Raw genomic sequence first — 18,716 nt, forward strand, 5'->3', positions numbered from 1 at the left:
CCGGACAGAGGATCGCACCGATCAGCAGCGCCTGAGCGTGTCGCCACGACCGGTGGACGAACAGCGGAGCGAAGGACAGGATGATCCCGGCGAAGCGGGCAGGCAGGTGCGGCATGAGGCGTCTCTGGCGAGGGACACCATCAGCCTATCCGTCACGCCCGCTTCGTCACCCAGCGCGTCCCACGACCGGTCAAAATGGCCAAAGTCGAGCTTAGACGGCATGCACTTGACCCTTGAACCGGCAGCACACTGAAAAGCACCCTGGTCTATGGGAGCAAGTTGCAACGCCTGAAGAAGGGGCCAGTTGCTTCGGTTAGTTAGACTTGTACTTGCTCACGCGTTCACGTTCTCACGTGAAAACGTGAACGCGTGACACTCACGGCCGACGTGACACCGAGAGCTGATCTGCTACAGCTTAACCGTATGGACACGCGCTCACGTGAGAACGTGTACACGCGTCCCCGCGGAGAGCGCTCATGAAGATCCTCACCATCGCCGCTCGGAAGGGCGGATCGGGCAAGAGCACCATCGCCGCTTCCATGGCCGCTGCCGCGGCGCAGGCCGGCGAGGGCGTCGTTATCCTCGACCTCGACCCGCAGAAGTCCTTGGCTGAGTGGCATGAGCGTCGCGAGGTCGACGGAGTTCGCTATCAGGCGCGAGACGGTGCGAGCCTGGCGGAGCTGATGCCGAAGTTGAAGGCCGACAAGGTCAACACCCTCGTGCTCATCGACACGCAAGGTGATTTCAACGCCGACGTGACGGCGGCCCTGCGGGTGTCCGACCTGTGCCTGATCCCGGTCCGCGCCTCGGTCCTAGACGTGACGGCAGTGTCCCGAACGGTTGAAGGCCTACGGACGCTCGGCCGGCGGTACGCCTTTGTCCTATCGCAGATCATGCCCTCGTCACCCGCCCGAGCCGAGGAGGCCGCTGGGGCTTGTTGCAAACTGTGGCGTAGGCCGCAGGAGAGGTTAGATCCGCCTCATTTTCAGATTTTGTTAACCGCTTGAAGTCCGAAGCAGACTCCGAGCAGCTCATTCTGCTCACGGACGCTCCAGGCACCGGCAAAGCCGAAGCCCTTGCGCAGCCACAGCATGGCCTCGAAGCCGCAGATCGTGCGTCGCGCCGTGTTGAACGAGCGGAAGCCCCCGATCCGGGGCATGTTCTTCTTGACCCGGAAGTGGTCGCTCTCGATGCCTTGCTGCAGATGCTTGGTGACGTAGTGGGTCGGAGCACACGGCAAGAGGCCGCCGTTTCTGGCAGCCACGATCGCTGACGGATAGGTGCTGGCGCCATCCGTGCCGAACCGGTCAGGTGCGAGCAGAGGCTGATCGGCCAGCATCTTGCGGAAGAAGCGCTTGGCCGCGTCGAGATCCCGGTTGGCTGTGAGCAGGAAGTCGACCGGATTGCCGTGCTTGTCGACGGCTCGGTAGAGGTAGCGCCACTCCCCGCGGACCTTGATGTAGGTCTCGTCGATGCGGACCGAGCCGCAGTGCGGCTTGCGGAACGGGCGTAGTCGCTTCTCGATCAGCGGAGCGTAGGCCAGGACCCAGCGGTTCAGGGTGCTGTGATCGACCTCCAGGCCACGCTCGAGGAAGAGCTCCTCGATATCACGGTAGCTGAGTGGATAGCGCAGGTACCAGGAGACCGCCTGCACGATCAGGGCGGCCTCGCGTAGTGCCGGCCTTTGAAGTCGCCCTTGGCGCGCTGCTTGAGCTTCGCAGCGATGGCAGACAGGATCATCAGCAGCCACCGAAAACGGAAGCGCCATGCAGGCCGTATGGTCAACGCGGGGTAAATGCAGGCGCGATCGCGTTTGCGACAGGCCCCTTGCCGCTGCCTCGGCGGGGTTCCGCTCCTGTGCCGGATCCTCAGCGACTTCAGGCACGAGACGGTACTCGGACTTGATGTGAAAAGATCAAGCGTCCCTCCAACGGATAGACTTTGGCCGGGTTCATCAGCCATAACGGGTCGAAGACAGCGCGCACGCGCATTTGCTGCTGAAGATCGGCATCCGAGAACTGGATCTTCATCAGTTCGCGCTTCTCGATCCCGACGCCGTGTTCGCCGGTGATGCATCCACCCACGTCGACGCAGAGACGGAGGATCTCTTCGCCGACCGCTTCGGCCTTTTCCAGTTCACCGGGCTTGCCGATGTCGAACATCAGCATGGGATGCATGTTGCCATCCCCAGCATGGAGGACGGTGACCACCTTGAGGCCGGCCTTCCGCGTGATCTCGCCCATCCGGTCGAGGACGAAGGGGAGCTGGCCCGTCGGTATGGTCCCGTCCATGACGATGTAGTCCGCGATGCGCCCCGTCGCTCCGCCGATCGACTTGCGGCCCTTCCAGATCGCGACTGCTTCGGCGTCCGTCTCTGCCACCCGCAGCGTCGTCGCACCGAAGCGGCTCGCGATGGCGGCAATGCGGTTCAGGGCTGCCTGGATTTCATCCTCCGAGCCCTCAACCTCGACGATGAGCAGGGCCTGCGCGTCCAACGGATAACCGGCATGTGCAAAGTCCTCGCAGATCCGGATGGCATCGCGATCCATGTATTCCATAGCGACGGGGATAATCCCCGCCGCGATGATCGCCGCCACGCAGCTGCCGGCCGCATCAACGCTGTCGAAGCCGATCAGGGCGGGCCGGGCGTTCTCCGCCGCGCGCAGGATCCGCACGGTCGCCTCGGTGACGACGGCCAGTTGGCCCTCCGAGCCGCAGATCAGGGCGAGGAGATCGTAGCCGGGGCTGTCGAGATGTTGGCCGCCGATCTCGACGACGGTCCCATCCAGCAGCACTGCGGTGACGCCGAGCAGGTGATTGGTGGTGACTCCGTATTTGAGGCAGTGCGGCCCGCCGGAGTTCATGCCGATATTTCCGGCAATCGTGCAGGCCAGCTGACTCGATGGATCGGGCGCGTAGAAGAAGCCCTCGTGGGCAACGGCCTGGCTGATGGTGAGATTGGTCACCCCGGCTTGAACACGCGCAGTCCGGTTCTGAAAATCGACATCGAGGACGCGGCTGAGCTTGCTCACTCCGAGCACGATTGCGTCCTCCTGGGGAATGGCGCCTCCGGCGAGGGATGTCCCCGCCCCCCGCGGCACGACTTTCACGCTGTTCTCGTGGCAGAACCTCAGGATCGCGGAGACCTCTTCTGTGGACGACGGAAGGACGACCGCGAGCGGCATTTTCCGGTAGGCGGCGAGCGCATCCGTCTCGAAGGCGCGACGGGCCTCCTCGGATGCGAGAAGGGTGTTCGCCGGCACCAAAGCCGCGAGCGCGGCCAATATTTCGTGGCGGCGCGACAGGATGGTTTCGTCAGGTTGTGGGAATGGGATCGACATGGCCCCCGGCCACTCTCGTCGTTGTTGGTTTCACGATGGTCCGAGGCGTTGCAGTGGTGTTCGAAGCGATTCCACGGATGCTCGATCAAGATCCGTGATGTCCGGCGGATTGCTGACCGCATCCGGTCCGTAGATGTCCCTCTTCGATTTCTCTGACAGAATATTGCAGTCGACCTTCCGAATATCGGTGAGGCCGCAGAACGCCATCGTCAGGTCGATTTCGCGCGACAGGATCTGCAATGCTTTCAGCACGCCTTCCTCCCCGAAGGCGCCGAGGCCGTAATTGTACGCCCGGCCGACGTAGACCCCCTTGGCGCCGAGGGCGAGGGCTTTCACCACGTCCTGGCCGCACCGGATGCCGCCGTCCATGTGGACCTCAACGCTTCCGCCGACCGCGGAAACGATCGCGGGCAACGCCTCGATCGACGAGGGGGCGCCGTCGAGCTGCCGACCGCCGTGGTTGGAGACGACGATCGCGTCGGCCCCCGCATCGACGGCGAAACGCGCATCCTCCGGGGCCATGATGCCCTTGAGGATGAGCTTCCCCTTCCACAGCCTCCTGATCCAACGCACGTCGTCCCAGGTCATCGCCAGATCGAACTGCTCCGACACCCAACTGGCGAACGACGTCATGGTCTCGACGCCGCTCACATGGCCGACGATGTTCCCGAATGCCCTTCGCTTCGTCGCCAGCATGCCCATCGACCAGGGCAGGCGCGTGCACATGTCGAGGAGATTGCGCGCCGTGAGCTTGGGCGGAGCCGTCAGACCGTTCTTCAGGTCCTTGTGGCGCTGCCCCTGAACCTGAAGATCGAGGGTGAGGACGAGCGCGCTGCATCGCGCGGCCTCGGCCCGGGCGACCAGCTTCTCCACGAAGCCCCGGTTCTTCATGATGTACAACTGAAACCAGAACGGTTGCTGCACGTGCGCTGCGACGTCTTCGATGGAGCAGATGCTGACGGTGGATAGCGTGTAGGGAACTCCGAACCTTTCCGCGGCACGGGCGGCCAGGATCTCACCGTCGGCGTATTGCATCCCTGAGAGGCCCGTCGGGGCCAGCGCCACGGGCATTGCCACCTCCTGGCCGACCATGGTGCCGCGCAGGCTACGGTTCTCAAGGTTGACCGCGACGCGCTGGTTGAACTTGATCGACGCGAAGTCCGCGCTGTTGGCCCGGTAGGTCGACTCTGACCAGGAGCCGGAGTCGACATAGTCGTAGAACATGCGCGGCACTCGCCGCTTGGCGAGGACGCGGAGGTCCTCGATGCTGGTGACAACCGTCATGCGCGTGCCGCCGAGTTGCCGGCCGGAGGGCCGAGGATGGGCATGAGAGCGGACGAGGCAGCCGCAGGCGCCGCGTCGGCTGTCCGATTATCGCGTCGGATGCCCGGCAGGGCCCTTTGCCAGGACCGTGCGGGGCACGGACAGCAGGACCGTGACGCCTCCGGCCACGAGCAGGGCCGCCATGATGTAGAGGCCGCTGTTGAGGCTGCCCGTGAACTCCTTGGCCCATCCGATGACCGTCGGGCTGACGAAGCCCCCGATGAGCGCCAGGCTATTGATGGCCGCGATCCCGCCGGCGGCGGCCGTGCCGGACAGGTACGCGGTCGGGATCGCCCAGAAGACTGGCATACCGGCAAAGATGCTGGCGGTGCCGATGGACAGGGCGACGAGCGCGAGAGGCAGGTTGCCGCTGCTGAAGGCGATGCCGATCAGGCAGGCGGCACCGACGAAGGAGCAGAGGGCGAGGTGCCAGCGACGCTCGGCGTGACGGTCCGAGCTGCTGCCGATCAGAACCATCCCAATCGCGCCGACTCCATAGGGAATGACGGAGTACAGACCGATGGAGAAGATGCTGGTGACACCCGAACCCTTGAGAATCGTGGGTAGCCAGAAGCTGATCGCGTAGACGCCGCAGATGATCGCGAAATACATGAACGCGAAGGCGTAGATCTTCGGATCGCGCAGGGCCTCACCGAAGGAATGCGGCTGGTCGCCGCCACGGGACGCGTGATCGGACTCGACCGCATCGGCCACGATCGTCTTCTCGCGCGCCGTGAGCCACTTCGCGTCGGCGGGGCGATCGGCCAGGATGAACGGCACGATCAAGCCGAGGATGACGGTCGGGAGTCCTTCGAGCACGAACATCCACTGCCAGCCGCTGAGGCCCTGGTAGCCGCTCCAACTGTCCATGATCCAGCCGGAAAGGGGACCACCGACGACGCCCGCGACCGGGACCGCGCTCATAAAGATCGCGATGATGCGAGCGCGGCGCGAGCTGGGGTACCAATAGGTGAGATAGAAGATGATGCCCGGCAGGAAGCCGGCTTCGAACGCGCCCAGAAGGAAGCGCAGGATGTAGAAGACGGTTGGGCTGTTGACGAACATCATTCCCGCGGAGATCAAGCCCCACGCGATCATGATGCGCATCATGGTGCGGCGGGCGCCGAGCTTGACCATAAGCAGGTTGCTGGGCACTTCGAACAGGAAGTATCCAGCGAAGAAGATGCCGGCCCCGAAGCCATAGACGGCGTCGCTGAAGCCGAGTTCCTGCTTCATCTGCAACTGAGCGTACCCGACGTTAATCCGGTCAAGATAAGACATCGCGTAGCAGACGAACAAGAAGGCAACCAATCGCCAGGTCACCTTCCTGTACGTTGTCGCGATTTCGTCCGATGTGTACGATACCAGTGAACTGGAAATGCTTTGACTTGCCACGCTCATGTTGTCCTCCCAGAGGGCGAGTGCGGGCATTGTTTGCCCGTCTGTTCTCGGATTTTGCCGGATGGCGGGATCTGCCTGACGTTCAGGCGCTACTCGGCGACGATGTGGTTGCGCAGGACACCGATGCCGTCGATCTCGACTTCGACCATATCGCCCGGCTTCATGAAGAGCTGCGGCTTCCGCGAAACGCCGACGCCGGCCGGCGTCCCCGTGATGATCACGTCACCGGCCTGGAGAGTGAATGTCTCGCTGAGGAGCGAGACCAGGGTTTCAATGTCGAAGATGAGCTCGTCGATATTCGAGTCCTGAACCGTCTGGCCGTTCAAGCGGGCGGAAATCCGCAAGCCCCTGCAGCCCGGAGGAAGCGCGTCCGCGGACACCAGGTAAGGCCCGAAGGGTCCCGTTGAATCGAAGTTCTTTCCAACAGTCCACTGCGTGGTCCGGAACTGGTAATCGCGCAGGGTAGCGTCGTTGAAAACGGAGTAGCCGGCGACGTGGCTGAGCGCCGCCGCCTTCGGAATGCGGCGCCCGCCCTTGCCGATGATGACCGCCAGCTCGGCTTCGAAGTCGAGCTGATCGGAACTGCCGGGCTTCACGATCGCCGCCCGATCTCCAATCAGGCTCGATGCGAAGCGGGTGAAGACTGTCGGATAATCGGGGATGGCCATCCCGACTTCCTCGGCATGATCCCGATAGTTCAAACCGATGCAGATGATCTTGGGCGGATTTGCGATCGGCGGCAGGATGTCGACCGTATTGACATCGAGCTGCGGGCCCGCCAGCACGATCGCTGCGAGTTCATTCAGCCCGAGCCCCTTCTGCAGAGCCTCAACGATCGTTCCGGGATAGTTGCGGTCTCCCTCGAACAGGACGTGAAAACTGCCGCCGTCGCTGACTGCGATGCCGGCTCGACTGTCCTTGCGAATCGTGGCGAACTTCATCGACCTCACCTTTCCGATGCGGCCACCATACGCAGAGCAAACCGACATTCAACCAAAAAATCGATTTTCCGAGAAATTGTGTTTTTCGGCGCCTATGATAGGCAGGGCCCATGGCACGGACCTCCAGTTCGCCCGCTTCGAGCCTCGCTCAGTCCGCCTATCTCCGGCTTCGCGCCGAGATATTGTCGGGGAAGCTCGCGCCTGGCTCGAAGCTGAAGATCGCCGACTTGGCGCGGGACCACGGCATCAGCGCCGCGGGTATCCGCGAGGCCCTGTCGCGACTGGCGGCGGAGGGATTGGCTCTCGCCGAGCCGCAGAAAGGGTTTCGTGCGGCGCTCATGACCGAGGCGGAGCTCCTCGATCTGACCATGGTCCGGACCCACATCGAGAATCTCTGTCTGGAACAGGCGGTCGAGGCCGGTGATCTCAGCTGGGAAGCCGGAATAGCAGCCGCCATTCACCGTCTTTCACGGGTGCCGGAACACGGGACGGCGGACGAGGCGGCGTTCGGTACGAGCTGGGCGGCGGCCCACGAGGCGTTTCATTCGAGCCTGGTGGCCGCCTGCCCTTCGCCTTGGCTGCTGAATTTGCGCAGGCAGCTCTGGTCGCAGAGCGAGCGTTATCGGCAGGCTTCGGTGGCGGTCGCCGGCGAAAAGCGCGACGTCCGTCGAGAACACGAAGATCTCGCGGAGGCGGCCCTGGCAAGGGACACGGCAGGTCTCAAGACCTTGATGTCTGAGCACCTTGAAAGGACGACAAGGGATCTGATCACCAGAATGAATGTGAAGAGACCCGCCCGTGTCAATCCGGGAGATAAAATCGACAGCGCAAGGCGAACCGTCGCCGATCGAAAGGCAGGCTTCAGCTCCGGTGCGTAAATATTGCGTCTTGTAATCTTAAGCTTCGATTTCCTGCTGGGAAGGTAGATTACGTCGCGAGCACTGATTCTGCACGGAGAAGTAGGGGGCACCTCAAGGTTTGTGCGCTGAACCGCGTTTTCCTGGACAGACAGGGAACGCGGCGGTTTGCTTTTGCGACCGAGCAGTTTCTCACCGTCTGGCCTGAGCTCGCCCGTCGGCGTCACGTGGCGATAGAGCGTCTGGCGCGTGACGCCGAGCTCGGCGCACAGCTCGGCGATCCTCGTCTCGGGCTTGCCCATCGCCGCCTGGGTCAGCCGCAGCTTCGCCGCCGTCATCTTGAACGGCCGCCCGCCATTGCGGACGGGCCTGTCGCAAACTCGGCCATAGGCCTTAGAAGGGGTTCCGCCACCCTGTTTTCATGCTTTGTTCGCCGCGGGAAGTCCGAAGCAGATCCCAAGCAGCCGGTTCTGCTCGCGCACGGTCCACGCGCCGGCAAACCCAAAGCCCTTGCGCAGCCAGAGCATGGCCTCGAAGCCCTGGATGGTCCGCCGCGCCGTGTGGAAGGAGCGAAAGCCGCCCACACGCGGCATGGCACGCTTGACGCGGAAGTGATCGCTCTCAATACCCTGCTGCAGGTGCTTAGTGACGTGGTGGAGCGGCATGCGGGGCAGCAGGCCCTCCTTGCGGCTGTCAGCGATGGCCGGCGGGTAGGTACCGGCGCCATCGGTACCAATACGGTCCGGAGCGAAGAGGGGGCCGGCCGAAAGCATTTTGCGGAAGAAGCGTTTGGTCGCGTCGAGGTCGCGCTTGGCGGTCAGCAGGAAGTCGACGGGATTGGCGTGCTTGTCGATGGCTCTGTACAGGTAGCGCCACTCACCGCGGACCTTGATGTAGGTCTCGTCGATCCGGACCGAGCCGCAGTGAGGCTTGCGGAACTGCCGCAACCGCTTCTCGATCAGCGGTGCGTAGGCGAGCACCCAGCGGTTTAAGGTGGAGTGGTCCACCTCGACCCCACGCTCCAGGAAGAGCTCCTCGATGTCACGGTAGCTCAGCGGGTAGCGCAGGTACCAAGCGACGGCCTGGACAATGAGCGCCGCCTCATAGTGCCGACCCTTGAAGTCGCCTTTGGCACGCTGCTTGAGCTTGGCGGCGATGGCGGACAGGATCATGGGCGACCTCCAAAACGGAAGGCGCCATGCGGGCTGTATGGTCAACGCGGGGTAAACGCCGGTGCTATCGCGTTTGCGACACGCCCATCGCCATCAGCATGGACGGCACGGGCGCGTGGCGCGACAACGTCTTCGTCGAACGATTGTGGCGGTCAGTCAAGTACGAGGAGATCTACCTGCGGGCCTACGATACCGTCAGCATGGCGCGCGCGTCGATCGGCCGGTATCTCGCCTTCTACAACGAACGCAGGCCCCATTCGAGCCTTGACCGGCGCACCCCAGACCAAGCCTACTTCGACAGGCTGCCGCATCCCGTGGCGGCCTGAACCCGGCAGGATATCCACTCATCCAAGCCCAGTTCGCTGTTCAGACAAACCAAACCACCTCTGTCCGGATCGATGAGACTTACATCAAGGTCCGCGGCGAGTGGCGCTACCTCTATCGGGCCGTCGACAAGCACGACGAGGCGGTCGACTTCCTGCTGACCGCCCACCGCGACCTCGATGCGGCCAAGCGGTTCTTCCGCATAATGCTGGCGGATCAGCCGCTTCTCGCCCCGGACCGGATCGGCACGGATGGCGCTGGTCCGTACCCGCCGGCCATTGCCGAGAGCTGCAAGGAGGGTCTGCTACCCCGCACGCCAGTCCACTACGTCACCAAGCACCTGCCGCAGGGGATCGAGAGCGATCACTTCCGGGTGAAGCGGGCGATGCCGCGGGTGGGCGGCTTCCGCTCGTTCAACACGGCGCGGCGCACGATCTGCGGCTTCGAAGCCATGCTGTGGCTGCGCAAGGGCTTCGGGTTCGCCGGCGCGTGGACCGTGCGCGAGCAGAACCGGCTGCTCGGGGTCTGCTTCGGACTACAAAAGGTTAACGAAATCTGAAACCGAGGTCGGACCAGCCTCTCCTGCTGGCTACGCCACGGTTTGCAACAAGCCCGTCCACCTTACCGGCTAACGAAAAGGCGCCCCGTTACCGAGGCGCCTAAGTCGCGTTGAGAAACCCCTTGGGGGGGCATCTCACAGTCTGGAGCAAGCCCTGCAGCTTGTCGACAGGGTCAAAAGAAGGGGCGTGATGGGCCGGAGGGACATCCTTGACCTCCCGGATCACGGCGCGTTGGCGCCTGAACCCGAAAACGCCACCCCTCTCAAACCGACACACCCGGTTCACCAGCAGTATTTTTCTCGGAGCAAGTCTCCAAGTCCGCCGTCCGTTACGGCTCGCCGGTGCGAACGCGGCGCAGGTGAAGGCACTCCGCCGACTTGGGGGCAGTCTCAGGCTCCCTGAGGGCAAGCATCGCCCGGCTCACCCGTTCGGCGACTTCGGTGCTGCTGTCGGAGGTGCGGTCGCTGAGCCGTCCATCGAGGAATAGGCTCGCGAGTCCGTGAGTCAGGGACCAGCAGCCGAGGATCAGTGCATCGTGCTCCGCGTGGGGATAGGCGCGCGTGACAGCATCCGAAAGAACGGCGTAGGTCGCGTCACGCACCGCGCGCAGCTCCGGGTCACTCGATTGGCAGCGCGACCCGAACATCATCCGAAACAGGGCCGGATTGTCGAGTGCGTAAGTCACGTAGGCGAGCCCGATCCCCACAAGCGCCTCACGCGGATCGTCGACTGCGGCCGCTGCCCTCATCGCGGCGCCGAGCGCTTCAAAACCGCGCCGGGCGACTGCCGCCAACAGAGCCGCCTTATCGGGAAAGTAGCGGTAAGGCGCCATTGCCGATACCCCGACGCGCCGGGCGACACCGCGCAGGGACAGGGCGTCTACCCCTTCATCGGCGAGGAGATCGAGGGCGGCCCCGATAAGCGCCGGTCCGAGATCGCCGCGCTGGCGCTGGGTCGGTTCAACCTCATCCATCAGCATTTCCTCGCCGGTCGCGCTGTATCCGCGCGGGTCCGGCGACCTTCTTTGCCATGGACGAGGCCGGCGGACGAGGTTTCGGTCCGGCCTCAGGTCCGCGGCCGCTGAGCCTCACTCGCCGGTGTAGCCAAGCGGGTTGACTGGGCTCGGCAGCCCCGGGCTGCGGCGGCCCCAGTTCGACGTGTCGACCACTGTTCCGAAGACCGGAGCGGACGGAGCGGCGATGCTGCCGGTGGTGAGCGGCGCCGGGGCGCGGCTGTTGGTGACCGACGGGGCCGGGGCACGCTCGCTCTGGCGCGGTGCTGCGGTCGCGGCGGAGGTGCCGATAAGGACGAGACTGAGAGCGAGAGCAGGGATGCGCATGGGATTCTCCTTTGACAGACGGACGACCCCTCGGGTCCGCGGCGGCTTGCTTACGATGTAAGCTTCCGCAGGAGACTTGTATGCACTGTAAGTTCTGACCTCGTCCGTCGTCAGGCAGCATCGGACCGAGCGGGAGTTTTAGTCGGTAAGGCGAAGAAGGCGGGAAACTGGACCGCGGGCAAGCTGGCCACTGCGGGCCTGGCGAAGAGATAGCCTTGGAACAGCTGGATCCCAGCTGCACGCAGGGCCATCAGCTCCGCTTCGGTCTCAACGCCCTCGGCGATCATGACAATGCCCAGCTGGCGTGCCATCATGATAACGCCGGCCACGATGGTTTGCCGTGCCGGCGTGGTGGCGATGCCGCGGATCAGATCCATGTCGAGCTTGATGAAGTCGGGCTGGAAGCTCGCCAGCAGATTGAGCCCAGCGTAGCCTGCACCGAAATCGTCGAGGGCGGTCACGAAGCCCTGCTTGCGGTACTCGGCGATGATCCGCTGGACATGGGCGACGTCGGTCATGCGCTCGTTTTCGGTGAACTCGAACATGATCTGTCGATGTGCAAAGCCAACGCGACGGGCGGCCTCAAGCGTCGCGCGGATACAGGCGGCAGGCTCGTAGACGGCGTTGGGCATGAAGTTGATGGACAGTCGGGTCTCGACATCCTGGAACAGCTGACCGGCAAGCTCGATGGCTTTCACGCGGCAAGCTTGGTCAAACTTGTAGCGGTTTCTCTCGTCGACCATGCCGAGGATCTGCCCGGCACCCTGGCCATCCGTGCCCCTGACCAGAGCCTCGTAGCCCCAGACTGTGCCCCGACTGGCATCCACGATGGGATGGAACGCCATCGTGAACTCGAACGGCAGCGGTTGTCCGTCTTTGCACTCCTGGCAGCCGCGCTTCATGGATCAGTCTTTCAGAACGTAATCCCCGAACTGAATGCGTACGTCTCGGTCGTTTCGCCCAGGTAAACGCTACTCGAATGGTTGAAAAATAACTTTTCCAGAGTTTGGATCGGACACTCACCGATAAATGCATTATCATATGTTTGAATGCGGCGGCTGCATGGACCAGATTGACAGGCCGCTGCCTCGCGACCTCTCGGCGCATGTCCCGGCTTGCTGGATAAACAGCTCGATCAGAACCAGCCCCTTGCTCGCCGCGACGCTGAGGTTGTCGTTGATGGTGTCGAGCTGAATGACGCCGCTCGGCGGGCGTGCCTGCAGGTCGGCGAGCAATGCAAACATTTCGGTTCGCTGTACACCTAGCTTCGCCAGGATCACCTCAATCCGGGCAGCTGACAGACTGATAGCACGTCCCTCAGTCAGCATCTCGGCTGCGATCACGTCGAAGCTGGCGAGGGCTGATGCCTCACCGCTCTTAGGCCGCAGCGGGATGATCGTTCCGGTCATGCCTTGTCCCGCCCTGCCCGGTCCAGCTCTCGCTGGCGTCCTTCAGCCCGCCGCGCATGCAGCCTCCCGCACCTGACGCGTGGCCGTGTCGACCCGCTCGCTCGCCCGCGCAATCGCCTCCATGCCACCGGCAATCGTCGCCACCCCGTGAGCGGCCGTCTGCATGCTGCCCGACATCTCCCGCGTGACTGCGGATTGCTCCTCCACCGCCGCCGCAATCGCCGCTGAGATCTCATCCAGCTTGCTGATGGTGCCCTGGATTGAGCCGATTGCTTCCACCGCGCCCTGCGCGGCCGCTTGCGTCGATGCGATCTGCCCGCGGATCTGATCCGTCGCCTTGGAGGTCTGTTCGGCCAAGGCCTTTACCTCGGAGGCCACCACCGCGAAGCCGCGGCCGGCCTCGCCGGCCCGCGCTGCCTCGATGGTCGCATTCAGCGCCAACAGGTTGGTCTGGCCAGCGATGCCCTGGATCAGGGTCACGACGTCACCGATCTGCGCCGCCTGACCGCTCAAGCCCTCCACGATGCTGCCAGTGTGCCGGGCCTGCTCGACCGCCTCACCGGCCATCCGGGCGGCTTGGCTGACCTGCTGGCTGATCTCGCCGACCGACGCCGACAGCTCCTCGGCTCCCGAAGCGACGCTCTGGATGTCGTTCGAGACCCGACCGACCGTGCCGGCTGCCTCCGCCGTCTGGCGCGTGACATCCTCGATCGCGGTGCCGATCGCGTTGAGATCCGCGCTGATCGTCCGCTGCGCCTCGGCCCGACGCTGCCGCTCATGCACCTGTGCGGTGATGTCGGCGGCGAACTTCACCACCTTGAGTACCGTCCCATCCACGTCTGTGATCGGGTTGTAGGTGGCCTGGATCCAGACCTCACGGCCGCCCTTGGCGATGCGCCGGAACTCGCCCGAGGCGAACTCGCCCCGGCCCAGTCGGTCCCAGAACCCGCGATAGATTGCAGCGGTCTGCTCAGCGGCGTCCACGAACAGGCTGTGGTGGCGCCCGCGGATCTCGTCGAGCCGGTAGCCCATCGCGTCGAGGAAGTTGGCATTGGCGTCGAGGATCATGCCGGTCGGATCGAAGGGGATGACTGCTTGCGAGCGGTGCAGGCCGGCGATCTGCCCTTCCATGTCGAGGGCTCGCATCTTCTGGGCGGGGGCGGGCACTACTACCGGTGCAGGCTGGAGGATGCAGCCTGAGGCGGGAAGGCCGCCTACTTGGCGGACAAATCGCCTTGGACACATTTGGAGCAGCCTCACGTCCATAGGCGCCCATTACCCTCGGTCAGCTATCGACGTAATCGCATCGGCGACGCAGCGTGAGGCGACAAGCATGACTCTGAACTCCACCGGCGCCCTCAGCATCTTCGGCGTCAAACTCATCGGCGCGACGCCTGAGAATGGGCGCCGTCTCCTTCTGACGATGGCGTTCGTTGTCGTTGTGCTGCTTGCCGGACGGGTGCTGAAGTGGAGCGTGTGGCGCCTCAATCGCGGCATCAAGGATCGGCGGCCTGCCTTCTGGAGCCGGCAAGCCGTCAACATCGGCATCGCCGTGCTCCTGGTTCTCGGCGTGCTCTCGATCTGGTTCGATGATCCGACGCGCCTGACCACGGCGCTCGGCCTCGTGACCGCCGGTCTGGCCTTCGCGCTTCAGCGGGTGGTGACCGCGATTGCGGGCTACGTGATCATCCTGCGCGGCGATACCTTCAACCTGGGGGACCGCATCGTGATGAGCGGGGTCCGCGGCGACGTGATCGCGCTCTCGTTCATGCAGACGACCATCCTGGAGATGGGCGAGCCAGCCTCGGTCACCTCCGCGTCGTCCCCAAGTTCCTCGACGTGGATACACTCGCGCCAGTACACGGGACGCATCGTGACCGTCTCGAACGCCAAGGTGTTCGACGAGCCCGTCTATAACTATACGCGCGACTTTCCATACCTCTGGGAGGAGATGTTGATACCGATCCGTTACGGCTCTGATCTTGAGATTGCCGAGAAGATCCTGCTGGCGGCGGCGGTGAAGCATACCGGCCCAATCGTCCAGCTTGGTGCCAATGAAGCCGCTGAATTGCAGCGCCGCTACCAGCTTCCGACCGCCGGCGTGGAACCACGCGTCTACATACGGCTGACCACAAGCTGGCTGGAGATCACGGTGCGGTTCCTGACGCGCACGCACGGCGTTCGCGAACTGAAGAGCGCGATTAGCCGTGACATCCTCAAGGAATTCGAGGCGGCGGGCATACGGATCGCGACGAACACGTACGAGATCATCGGCAGCCCGGTCATCCGCATGGACGGCCAGGACGGGCACTCGTATGGACATCGTACGCCGATGCCCCCGGCCGACTGACGACAGGTCGATCCCCAAAGATGGCCTTGAGGGCATCGAGGATGTGCCCCAGCTGACGGGATACGGCGCTTGGTACCATGAAGCCGCCCAGTCTCCCTATGCGCGATCCGAGGCCCGATGACGAAGCTGTCCGCCGAACACCTGCGCGTTGTCGACGTAATGTCACGGGACGTGGAGTTCATCGAGCCGCATGCGAGCGCGCAGGATGCGGCCATCTTGATGGGCGAGATCGAGGTCGGGGCCCTGCCGGTCGGCACCGCCGACCGGCTCGACGGCATCTTGACCGACCGGGACCTCCTCTACCGGGTGGTGGCACGGGGCCGGGACCCGTCGACGGTTTCCGTGAAGGAGGTTGCGTCCCGGCCCGTCCTGACCTGCGGCCCCGAAGACTCCCTTCGCGTCGCCATGGATCTGATGGTCGCCAACTACGTCCGGCGCCTGCCGGTCGTGGACGGCGCGAGAGTGGTGGCCGGATGGCTGACGCTGGCCGACATCTCACGCCACCTCCTCGTGGAGGACACCGCGCTCCAATCCGTGCTTCAGGCGCTGACCGAGGGGTCCGAAGGACCCTGATCAGGAACGATGGCGCCGCAAGGCTGCGCGCACGGTCGCCGTTGGGATGGACCGGTGTGCTGCGACGTAATCGGCGAATGCCCGTGCCGCCGGTCCGGCGGCACGGGCGGCGACCAGCGCCAGCACGAAGGCGACGAGCGCGAGGTCCACGTTCGTGATGGCGGCCAGCGCTTTGTCCAGGGCGGGCGGTGATTGCAGCGACGCGTCGTAGGTGGCGAGCAGGTCGGGTGAGGTCCCGGCCCCGGCAAGCCAGGACCTGACCACGCCGGGAGCCGATGCCTCCCCACCGGCGAGCGCAGCGACGGCAGCGAAGCGGACGATAGCCTCCGCCTCAGAGTGGTGAAGGCGGCCGATGTTGATGTTCAGGGGAATGGCGGTCTGGTGCCGGTTCTGAAGCCAGCCGTGAAGCACCTTCTGTCCGATCACCTCGGCGATCTGCCGCTGGGCAGACGCGACCTCGCGCTGGCGGCGGTCCACGCCCCTGTCAGGTGACTGGGGCTCCAGTTCCTCCTGCGCATCTGGGGATGCATGGGGCTGGTCGATGCGAAGGTTCATCGCGGATGGCCCGCCGAGTGAACGCCCGAGCCTCCGGCGGGTTGGGGGCCGTACCGCCCACTGGATCGCCGCATGCCCGTCTCCATTCCACGCCTCCCGCCACTGCGGTCCTCCCAGGTGCTCACCCGATGACCCTCGATCAAGTGCTCGCCTTCGGCCTGATCGGCATCACCGTGGCCGCCTTCATTTGGGACCGGTTGCCCTACGATCTCATTGCGCTCACCGCCCTGGCCGCTGGGATCGCGCTCGGCCTGGTACCGGCCGAGAAGGCGTTCTCGGGCTTCTCGGACGACATCGTCATCATCGTCGGGGGCGCCCTCGTCCTGTCGACGGCGATTGCACGCTCTGGTGCGGTCGAGACGTTGATGCGTCCCATCCTGCCGCACCTAACGAGCGCACAACGGCAGGTCACCGCCCTCGCAGGAGGAGTCCTGCTCCTCTCCATGGTGACGAAGAACGTCGGCGCGCTGGCGATCTTCATGCCCATCGCCCTGCAACTCGCCCGCCGCACCGGCACCTCGCCTTCCACGCTCCTGATGCCGATGGCATTCGCGTCCCTGATCGGCGGCATCGTCACCCTGGTGGGAACATCGCCCAACGTCATCGTCTCTAAGGTCCGGGCCGATCTGACCGGGCAGCCCTTCGGCATGTTCGACTACGCGCCGGTCGGGCTGTGCGTGGCCGGTGTCGGCTTCCTCTTCCTGTGCCTGGGCTGGCGGCTGCTGCCACGACGCGACAGCGGGGCACGCGCCATGGACGCCGCGTTCAACCTGGAACGCTACACCACCGAGGCAAGCCTGCCGGCCGGTCATCCTGGGATCGGCGGCACCCTGGGGGAGCTTGAGGCCCTGGCCGACGGCGATGTCCGGATCGCGACTGTCCTGCGCGAGCGCTTCCGTCGGTATCCGGCCAGCCCGGACTTCAGGCTTCGAGCCGATGACGTGCTGCTCCTCAGCGGAGAGCCGGACGCCCTCGAACGCTTCGTGGCGCGAGCGGACCTTGTGCTGGCCGGGGCGCTGCCGGAGGCCGAGGCCGTGGTCATGGAAGGGGTGGTTACCGCCGAGTCCGGGCTCGTCGGGCACACCGCAGCCCAGCTCGACCTGGAGCAACGACAGGGTGTCCTCATCCTCGCCGTCAGTCGACGCGGCCGCCGCATCGAACAACGCCTCTCGGCCGTGCGGTTCCGTGCAGGGGATGTCGTGGTGATGCGCGGGCGCACGGCAGCTCTCGGTCCAAGTCTCGGCGCGCTCGGCGTGCTCCCCCTTGCCGCCCGGGAGATCGCGCTTGGCCGAAACGACCGGAGCTGGATACCGGCCGCGATCTTGGCCGTTGCCATGGGTCTCGTGGCCCTGCACGTGGTGCCCGTGGCCGTGGCCTTTTTCGGGGCCGTCGTCGCGGTGTTGCTCCTGCGCAGCATGACACCGCACGAGGCCTACCAAGCCGTCGAGTGGCCCGTGCTCGTGCTGCTCGGTGCCCTCATCCCCATTTCGGAGACCGTGACCAGCACAGGTGGCGCGGACCTCATTGCAGCGCATCTGACGACGTTGGTGCAGGATCTGCCGCCCATCGCGGCGATGGGCACCATCCTGGTGCTGGCCATGGCTGTGACACCGTTCCTCAACAACGCCGCGACGGTGCTGGTCATGGGTCCCATCGCCGCCAAGCTCGCGACGAAGCTCGGCTTGGCGCCGGACCCGTTCCTCATGGCCGTGGCCCTGGGGGCTGCATGCGATTTCCTCACGCCCATCGGCCACCAGTGCAACACCTTGGTCATGGGTCCGGGAGGGTATCGCTTCGGCGATTATGCCCGGCTTGGACTGCCGCTCTCGCTCATCGTCGTGGCGGCTGGGATACCTATGGTTGCGTTGGTCTGGCCATTGCGCCCGGTCTGAGTGCAACCGGTGCCGGTGCCATCGTGAGGATTTCGGCATGGATTAGATTCTCAATCGGACCTCGGCTAGCGAAAGCCGGGGCCCACTCCATGTCTCGCCAAATAGCTTGGCGGAGTCGGGTTCAGCGATTGAGAAGCACGGCCTCAGAATTTAGTAACCGCCTGAGCCTTCTCATCTCTAGTCGGGTCTCCCCGATGAGGAGACCTTTGGGAAATCGAATGTGAATGTTCGTGGAGGGCGAGAGGCGGCCGAGCGCCGCTTACGGAGCCAGCTTCCACTCTTCCAATCTTTGAACCCGAAACAGGACTGGCAGAAATCTACTTAACCCAGTCATTCCAAGCCGCATCTCGACCAGCATGTCCCGCAACGGCTCCGCCTGCGAGCAGCGCATAGCTTGGCGGCGTCGGATATCCGATGATTTTTCCGACAATCAGGGGCGGCCGCTACCGACCCATTATTGGCCTTTGGAAGGTCTGCTTTCAGGCTACTGACAGCAGCTCGTCAACAGCCGGCCTCCTGGGTGTATGCTTTAGCCCACCAGCACGTGCAGGTTCTGGTCGATGTCCGATACGCCTTCCGAGGCGATCTGCATACTCGCTGAGATCTCGCGCGTCGCCACGGCCTGCTGCTCGACAGCCGAGGTGACGCCAGAGACCGCTTCGCGCACCGAGGTGATCGA

General features: G+C 64.4%; 15 protein-coding genes and 5 pseudogenes. 7 read left to right on the forward strand and 13 right to left on the reverse strand.

Annotated elements, in window-relative coordinates; all coding sequences use genetic code 11:
* The first annotated feature begins 476 nt into the window (after positions 1-476).
* The gene (locus AKJ13_RS29455; RefSeq protein ID WP_050736496.1) at positions 477-1,007 is read left to right on the forward strand and encodes a ParA family protein; all 531 of its coding nucleotides are present in this window, start codon (positions 477-479) and stop codon (positions 1,005-1,007) included.
* Here AKJ13_RS29455 and AKJ13_RS29460 read toward each other — a convergent pair.
* The 5 genes and pseudogenes from AKJ13_RS29460 to AKJ13_RS29480 all read right to left on the reverse strand — a co-directional run bounded on the left by AKJ13_RS29460 (position 986) and on the right by AKJ13_RS29480 (position 7,006).
* A pseudogene (locus AKJ13_RS29460) lies at positions 986-1,740 on the reverse strand (IS6 family transposase). The gene AKJ13_RS29455 and the pseudogene AKJ13_RS29460 sit on opposite strands and share 22 nt — an antisense overlap.
* A 137-nt stretch (positions 1,741-1,877) precedes the next feature.
* Positions 1,878-3,341, reverse strand: coding sequence for an FAD-linked oxidase C-terminal domain-containing protein (locus tag AKJ13_RS29465; protein ID WP_050736497.1), 1,464 nt, complete (start codon positions 3,339-3,341; stop codon positions 1,878-1,880).
* 30 nt (positions 3,342-3,371) lie between these two features.
* On the reverse strand, positions 3,372-4,625 hold the full coding sequence (locus AKJ13_RS29470; RefSeq protein ID WP_082317201.1) for an alpha-hydroxy acid oxidase: 1,254 nt from the start codon (positions 4,623-4,625) through the stop codon (positions 3,372-3,374).
* An 87-nt stretch (positions 4,626-4,712) separates the two neighbouring features.
* Positions 4,713-6,065 carry an MFS transporter gene (locus AKJ13_RS29475; protein ID WP_050736510.1) on the reverse strand — a complete coding sequence of 451 codons (1,353 nt, stop codon included), beginning with the start codon at positions 6,063-6,065 and terminating at the stop codon, positions 4,713-4,715.
* Positions 6,066-6,154: 89 nt separating this feature from the next.
* Positions 6,155-7,006 (reverse strand): fumarylacetoacetate hydrolase family protein, encoded by an 852-nt coding sequence (locus tag AKJ13_RS29480; RefSeq protein WP_050736498.1) that lies wholly within the window; start codon positions 7,004-7,006, stop codon positions 6,155-6,157.
* A gap of 110 nt (positions 7,007-7,116) precedes the next feature.
* On the opposite strand from AKJ13_RS29480, the gene AKJ13_RS29485 reads away from it, so the two are divergent.
* Complete coding sequence (locus tag AKJ13_RS29485) at positions 7,117-7,884, forward strand: FCD domain-containing protein (protein WP_050736499.1); 768 nt, start codon at positions 7,117-7,119, stop codon at positions 7,882-7,884.
* Positions 7,885-8,039: 155 nt separating this feature from the next.
* Here AKJ13_RS29485 and AKJ13_RS32995 read toward each other — a convergent pair.
* Both AKJ13_RS32995 and AKJ13_RS29490 read right to left on the reverse strand, forming a co-directional pair.
* Positions 8,040-8,219, reverse strand: a pseudogene (locus AKJ13_RS32995) (recombinase family protein); the annotation flags it as partial.
* 63 nt (positions 8,220-8,282) lie between these two features.
* Positions 8,283-9,035 (reverse strand): IS6 family transposase, encoded by a 753-nt coding sequence (locus tag AKJ13_RS29490; RefSeq protein ID WP_050736500.1) that lies wholly within the window; start codon positions 9,033-9,035, stop codon positions 8,283-8,285.
* A gap of 86 nt (positions 9,036-9,121) precedes the next feature.
* Here AKJ13_RS29490 and AKJ13_RS29495 point away from each other — a divergent pair.
* Both AKJ13_RS29495 and AKJ13_RS29500 read left to right on the forward strand, forming a co-directional pair.
* Positions 9,122-9,361 (forward strand): annotated as a pseudogene (locus tag AKJ13_RS29495) (integrase core domain-containing protein); the annotation flags it as partial.
* Between the two features lie 59 nt (positions 9,362-9,420).
* A pseudogene (locus AKJ13_RS29500) lies at positions 9,421-9,918 on the forward strand (IS6 family transposase); the annotation flags it as partial.
* Positions 9,919-10,247: 329 nt separating this feature from the next.
* Here AKJ13_RS29500 and AKJ13_RS29505 read toward each other — a convergent pair.
* The 5 genes and pseudogenes from AKJ13_RS29505 to AKJ13_RS29525 form a co-directional block, all read right to left on the reverse strand.
* A complete protein-coding gene (locus tag AKJ13_RS29505; protein WP_064774692.1) occupies positions 10,248-10,892 on the reverse strand; it encodes a TetR/AcrR family transcriptional regulator in 645 nt (214 codons plus the stop codon).
* Positions 10,893-11,006: 114 nt separating this feature from the next.
* Positions 11,007-11,258, reverse strand: coding sequence for a hypothetical protein (locus AKJ13_RS29510; protein ID WP_050736504.1), 252 nt, complete (start codon positions 11,256-11,258; stop codon positions 11,007-11,009).
* A 110-nt stretch (positions 11,259-11,368) separates the two neighbouring features.
* A complete protein-coding gene (locus tag AKJ13_RS29515) occupies positions 11,369-12,160 on the reverse strand; it encodes an EAL domain-containing protein (protein WP_050736505.1) in 792 nt (263 codons plus the stop codon).
* A gap of 135 nt (positions 12,161-12,295) precedes the next feature.
* Positions 12,296-12,667: a hypothetical protein gene (locus AKJ13_RS29520; RefSeq protein WP_050736506.1), complete on the reverse strand. Its 372-nt coding sequence runs from the start codon at positions 12,665-12,667 to the stop codon at positions 12,296-12,298.
* Positions 12,668-12,709: 42 nt separating this feature from the next.
* A pseudogene (locus tag AKJ13_RS29525) lies at positions 12,710-13,822 on the reverse strand (methyl-accepting chemotaxis protein); the annotation flags it as partial.
* Between the two features lie 178 nt (positions 13,823-14,000).
* On the opposite strand from AKJ13_RS29525, the gene AKJ13_RS29530 reads away from it, so the two are divergent.
* Positions 14,001-15,017, forward strand: coding sequence for a mechanosensitive ion channel domain-containing protein (locus AKJ13_RS29530; protein WP_050736507.1), 1,017 nt, complete (start codon positions 14,001-14,003; stop codon positions 15,015-15,017).
* 117 nt (positions 15,018-15,134) lie between these two features.
* Positions 15,135-15,590, forward strand: coding sequence for a CBS domain-containing protein (locus AKJ13_RS29535; RefSeq protein ID WP_200905727.1), 456 nt, complete (start codon positions 15,135-15,137; stop codon positions 15,588-15,590).
* Here AKJ13_RS29535 and AKJ13_RS29540 read toward each other — a convergent pair whose 3' ends face one another.
* Positions 15,591-16,145 carry a hypothetical protein gene (locus tag AKJ13_RS29540; protein ID WP_144426450.1) on the reverse strand — a complete coding sequence of 185 codons (555 nt, stop codon included), beginning with the start codon at positions 16,143-16,145 and terminating at the stop codon, positions 15,591-15,593.
* 128 nt (positions 16,146-16,273) lie between these two features.
* Here AKJ13_RS29540 and AKJ13_RS29545 point away from each other — a divergent pair, with 128 nt between their 5' ends.
* The gene (locus tag AKJ13_RS29545; protein ID WP_050736509.1) at positions 16,274-18,037 is read left to right on the forward strand and encodes an SLC13 family permease; all 1,764 of its coding nucleotides are present in this window, start codon (positions 16,274-16,276) and stop codon (positions 18,035-18,037) included.
* Positions 18,038-18,716 lie beyond the last annotated feature (679 nt).

Origin of the sequence: Methylobacterium sp. ARG-1, assembly GCF_001262595.1 — a bacterium.
GTDB lineage: Bacteria > Pseudomonadota > Alphaproteobacteria > Rhizobiales > Beijerinckiaceae > Methylobacterium > Methylobacterium brachiatum.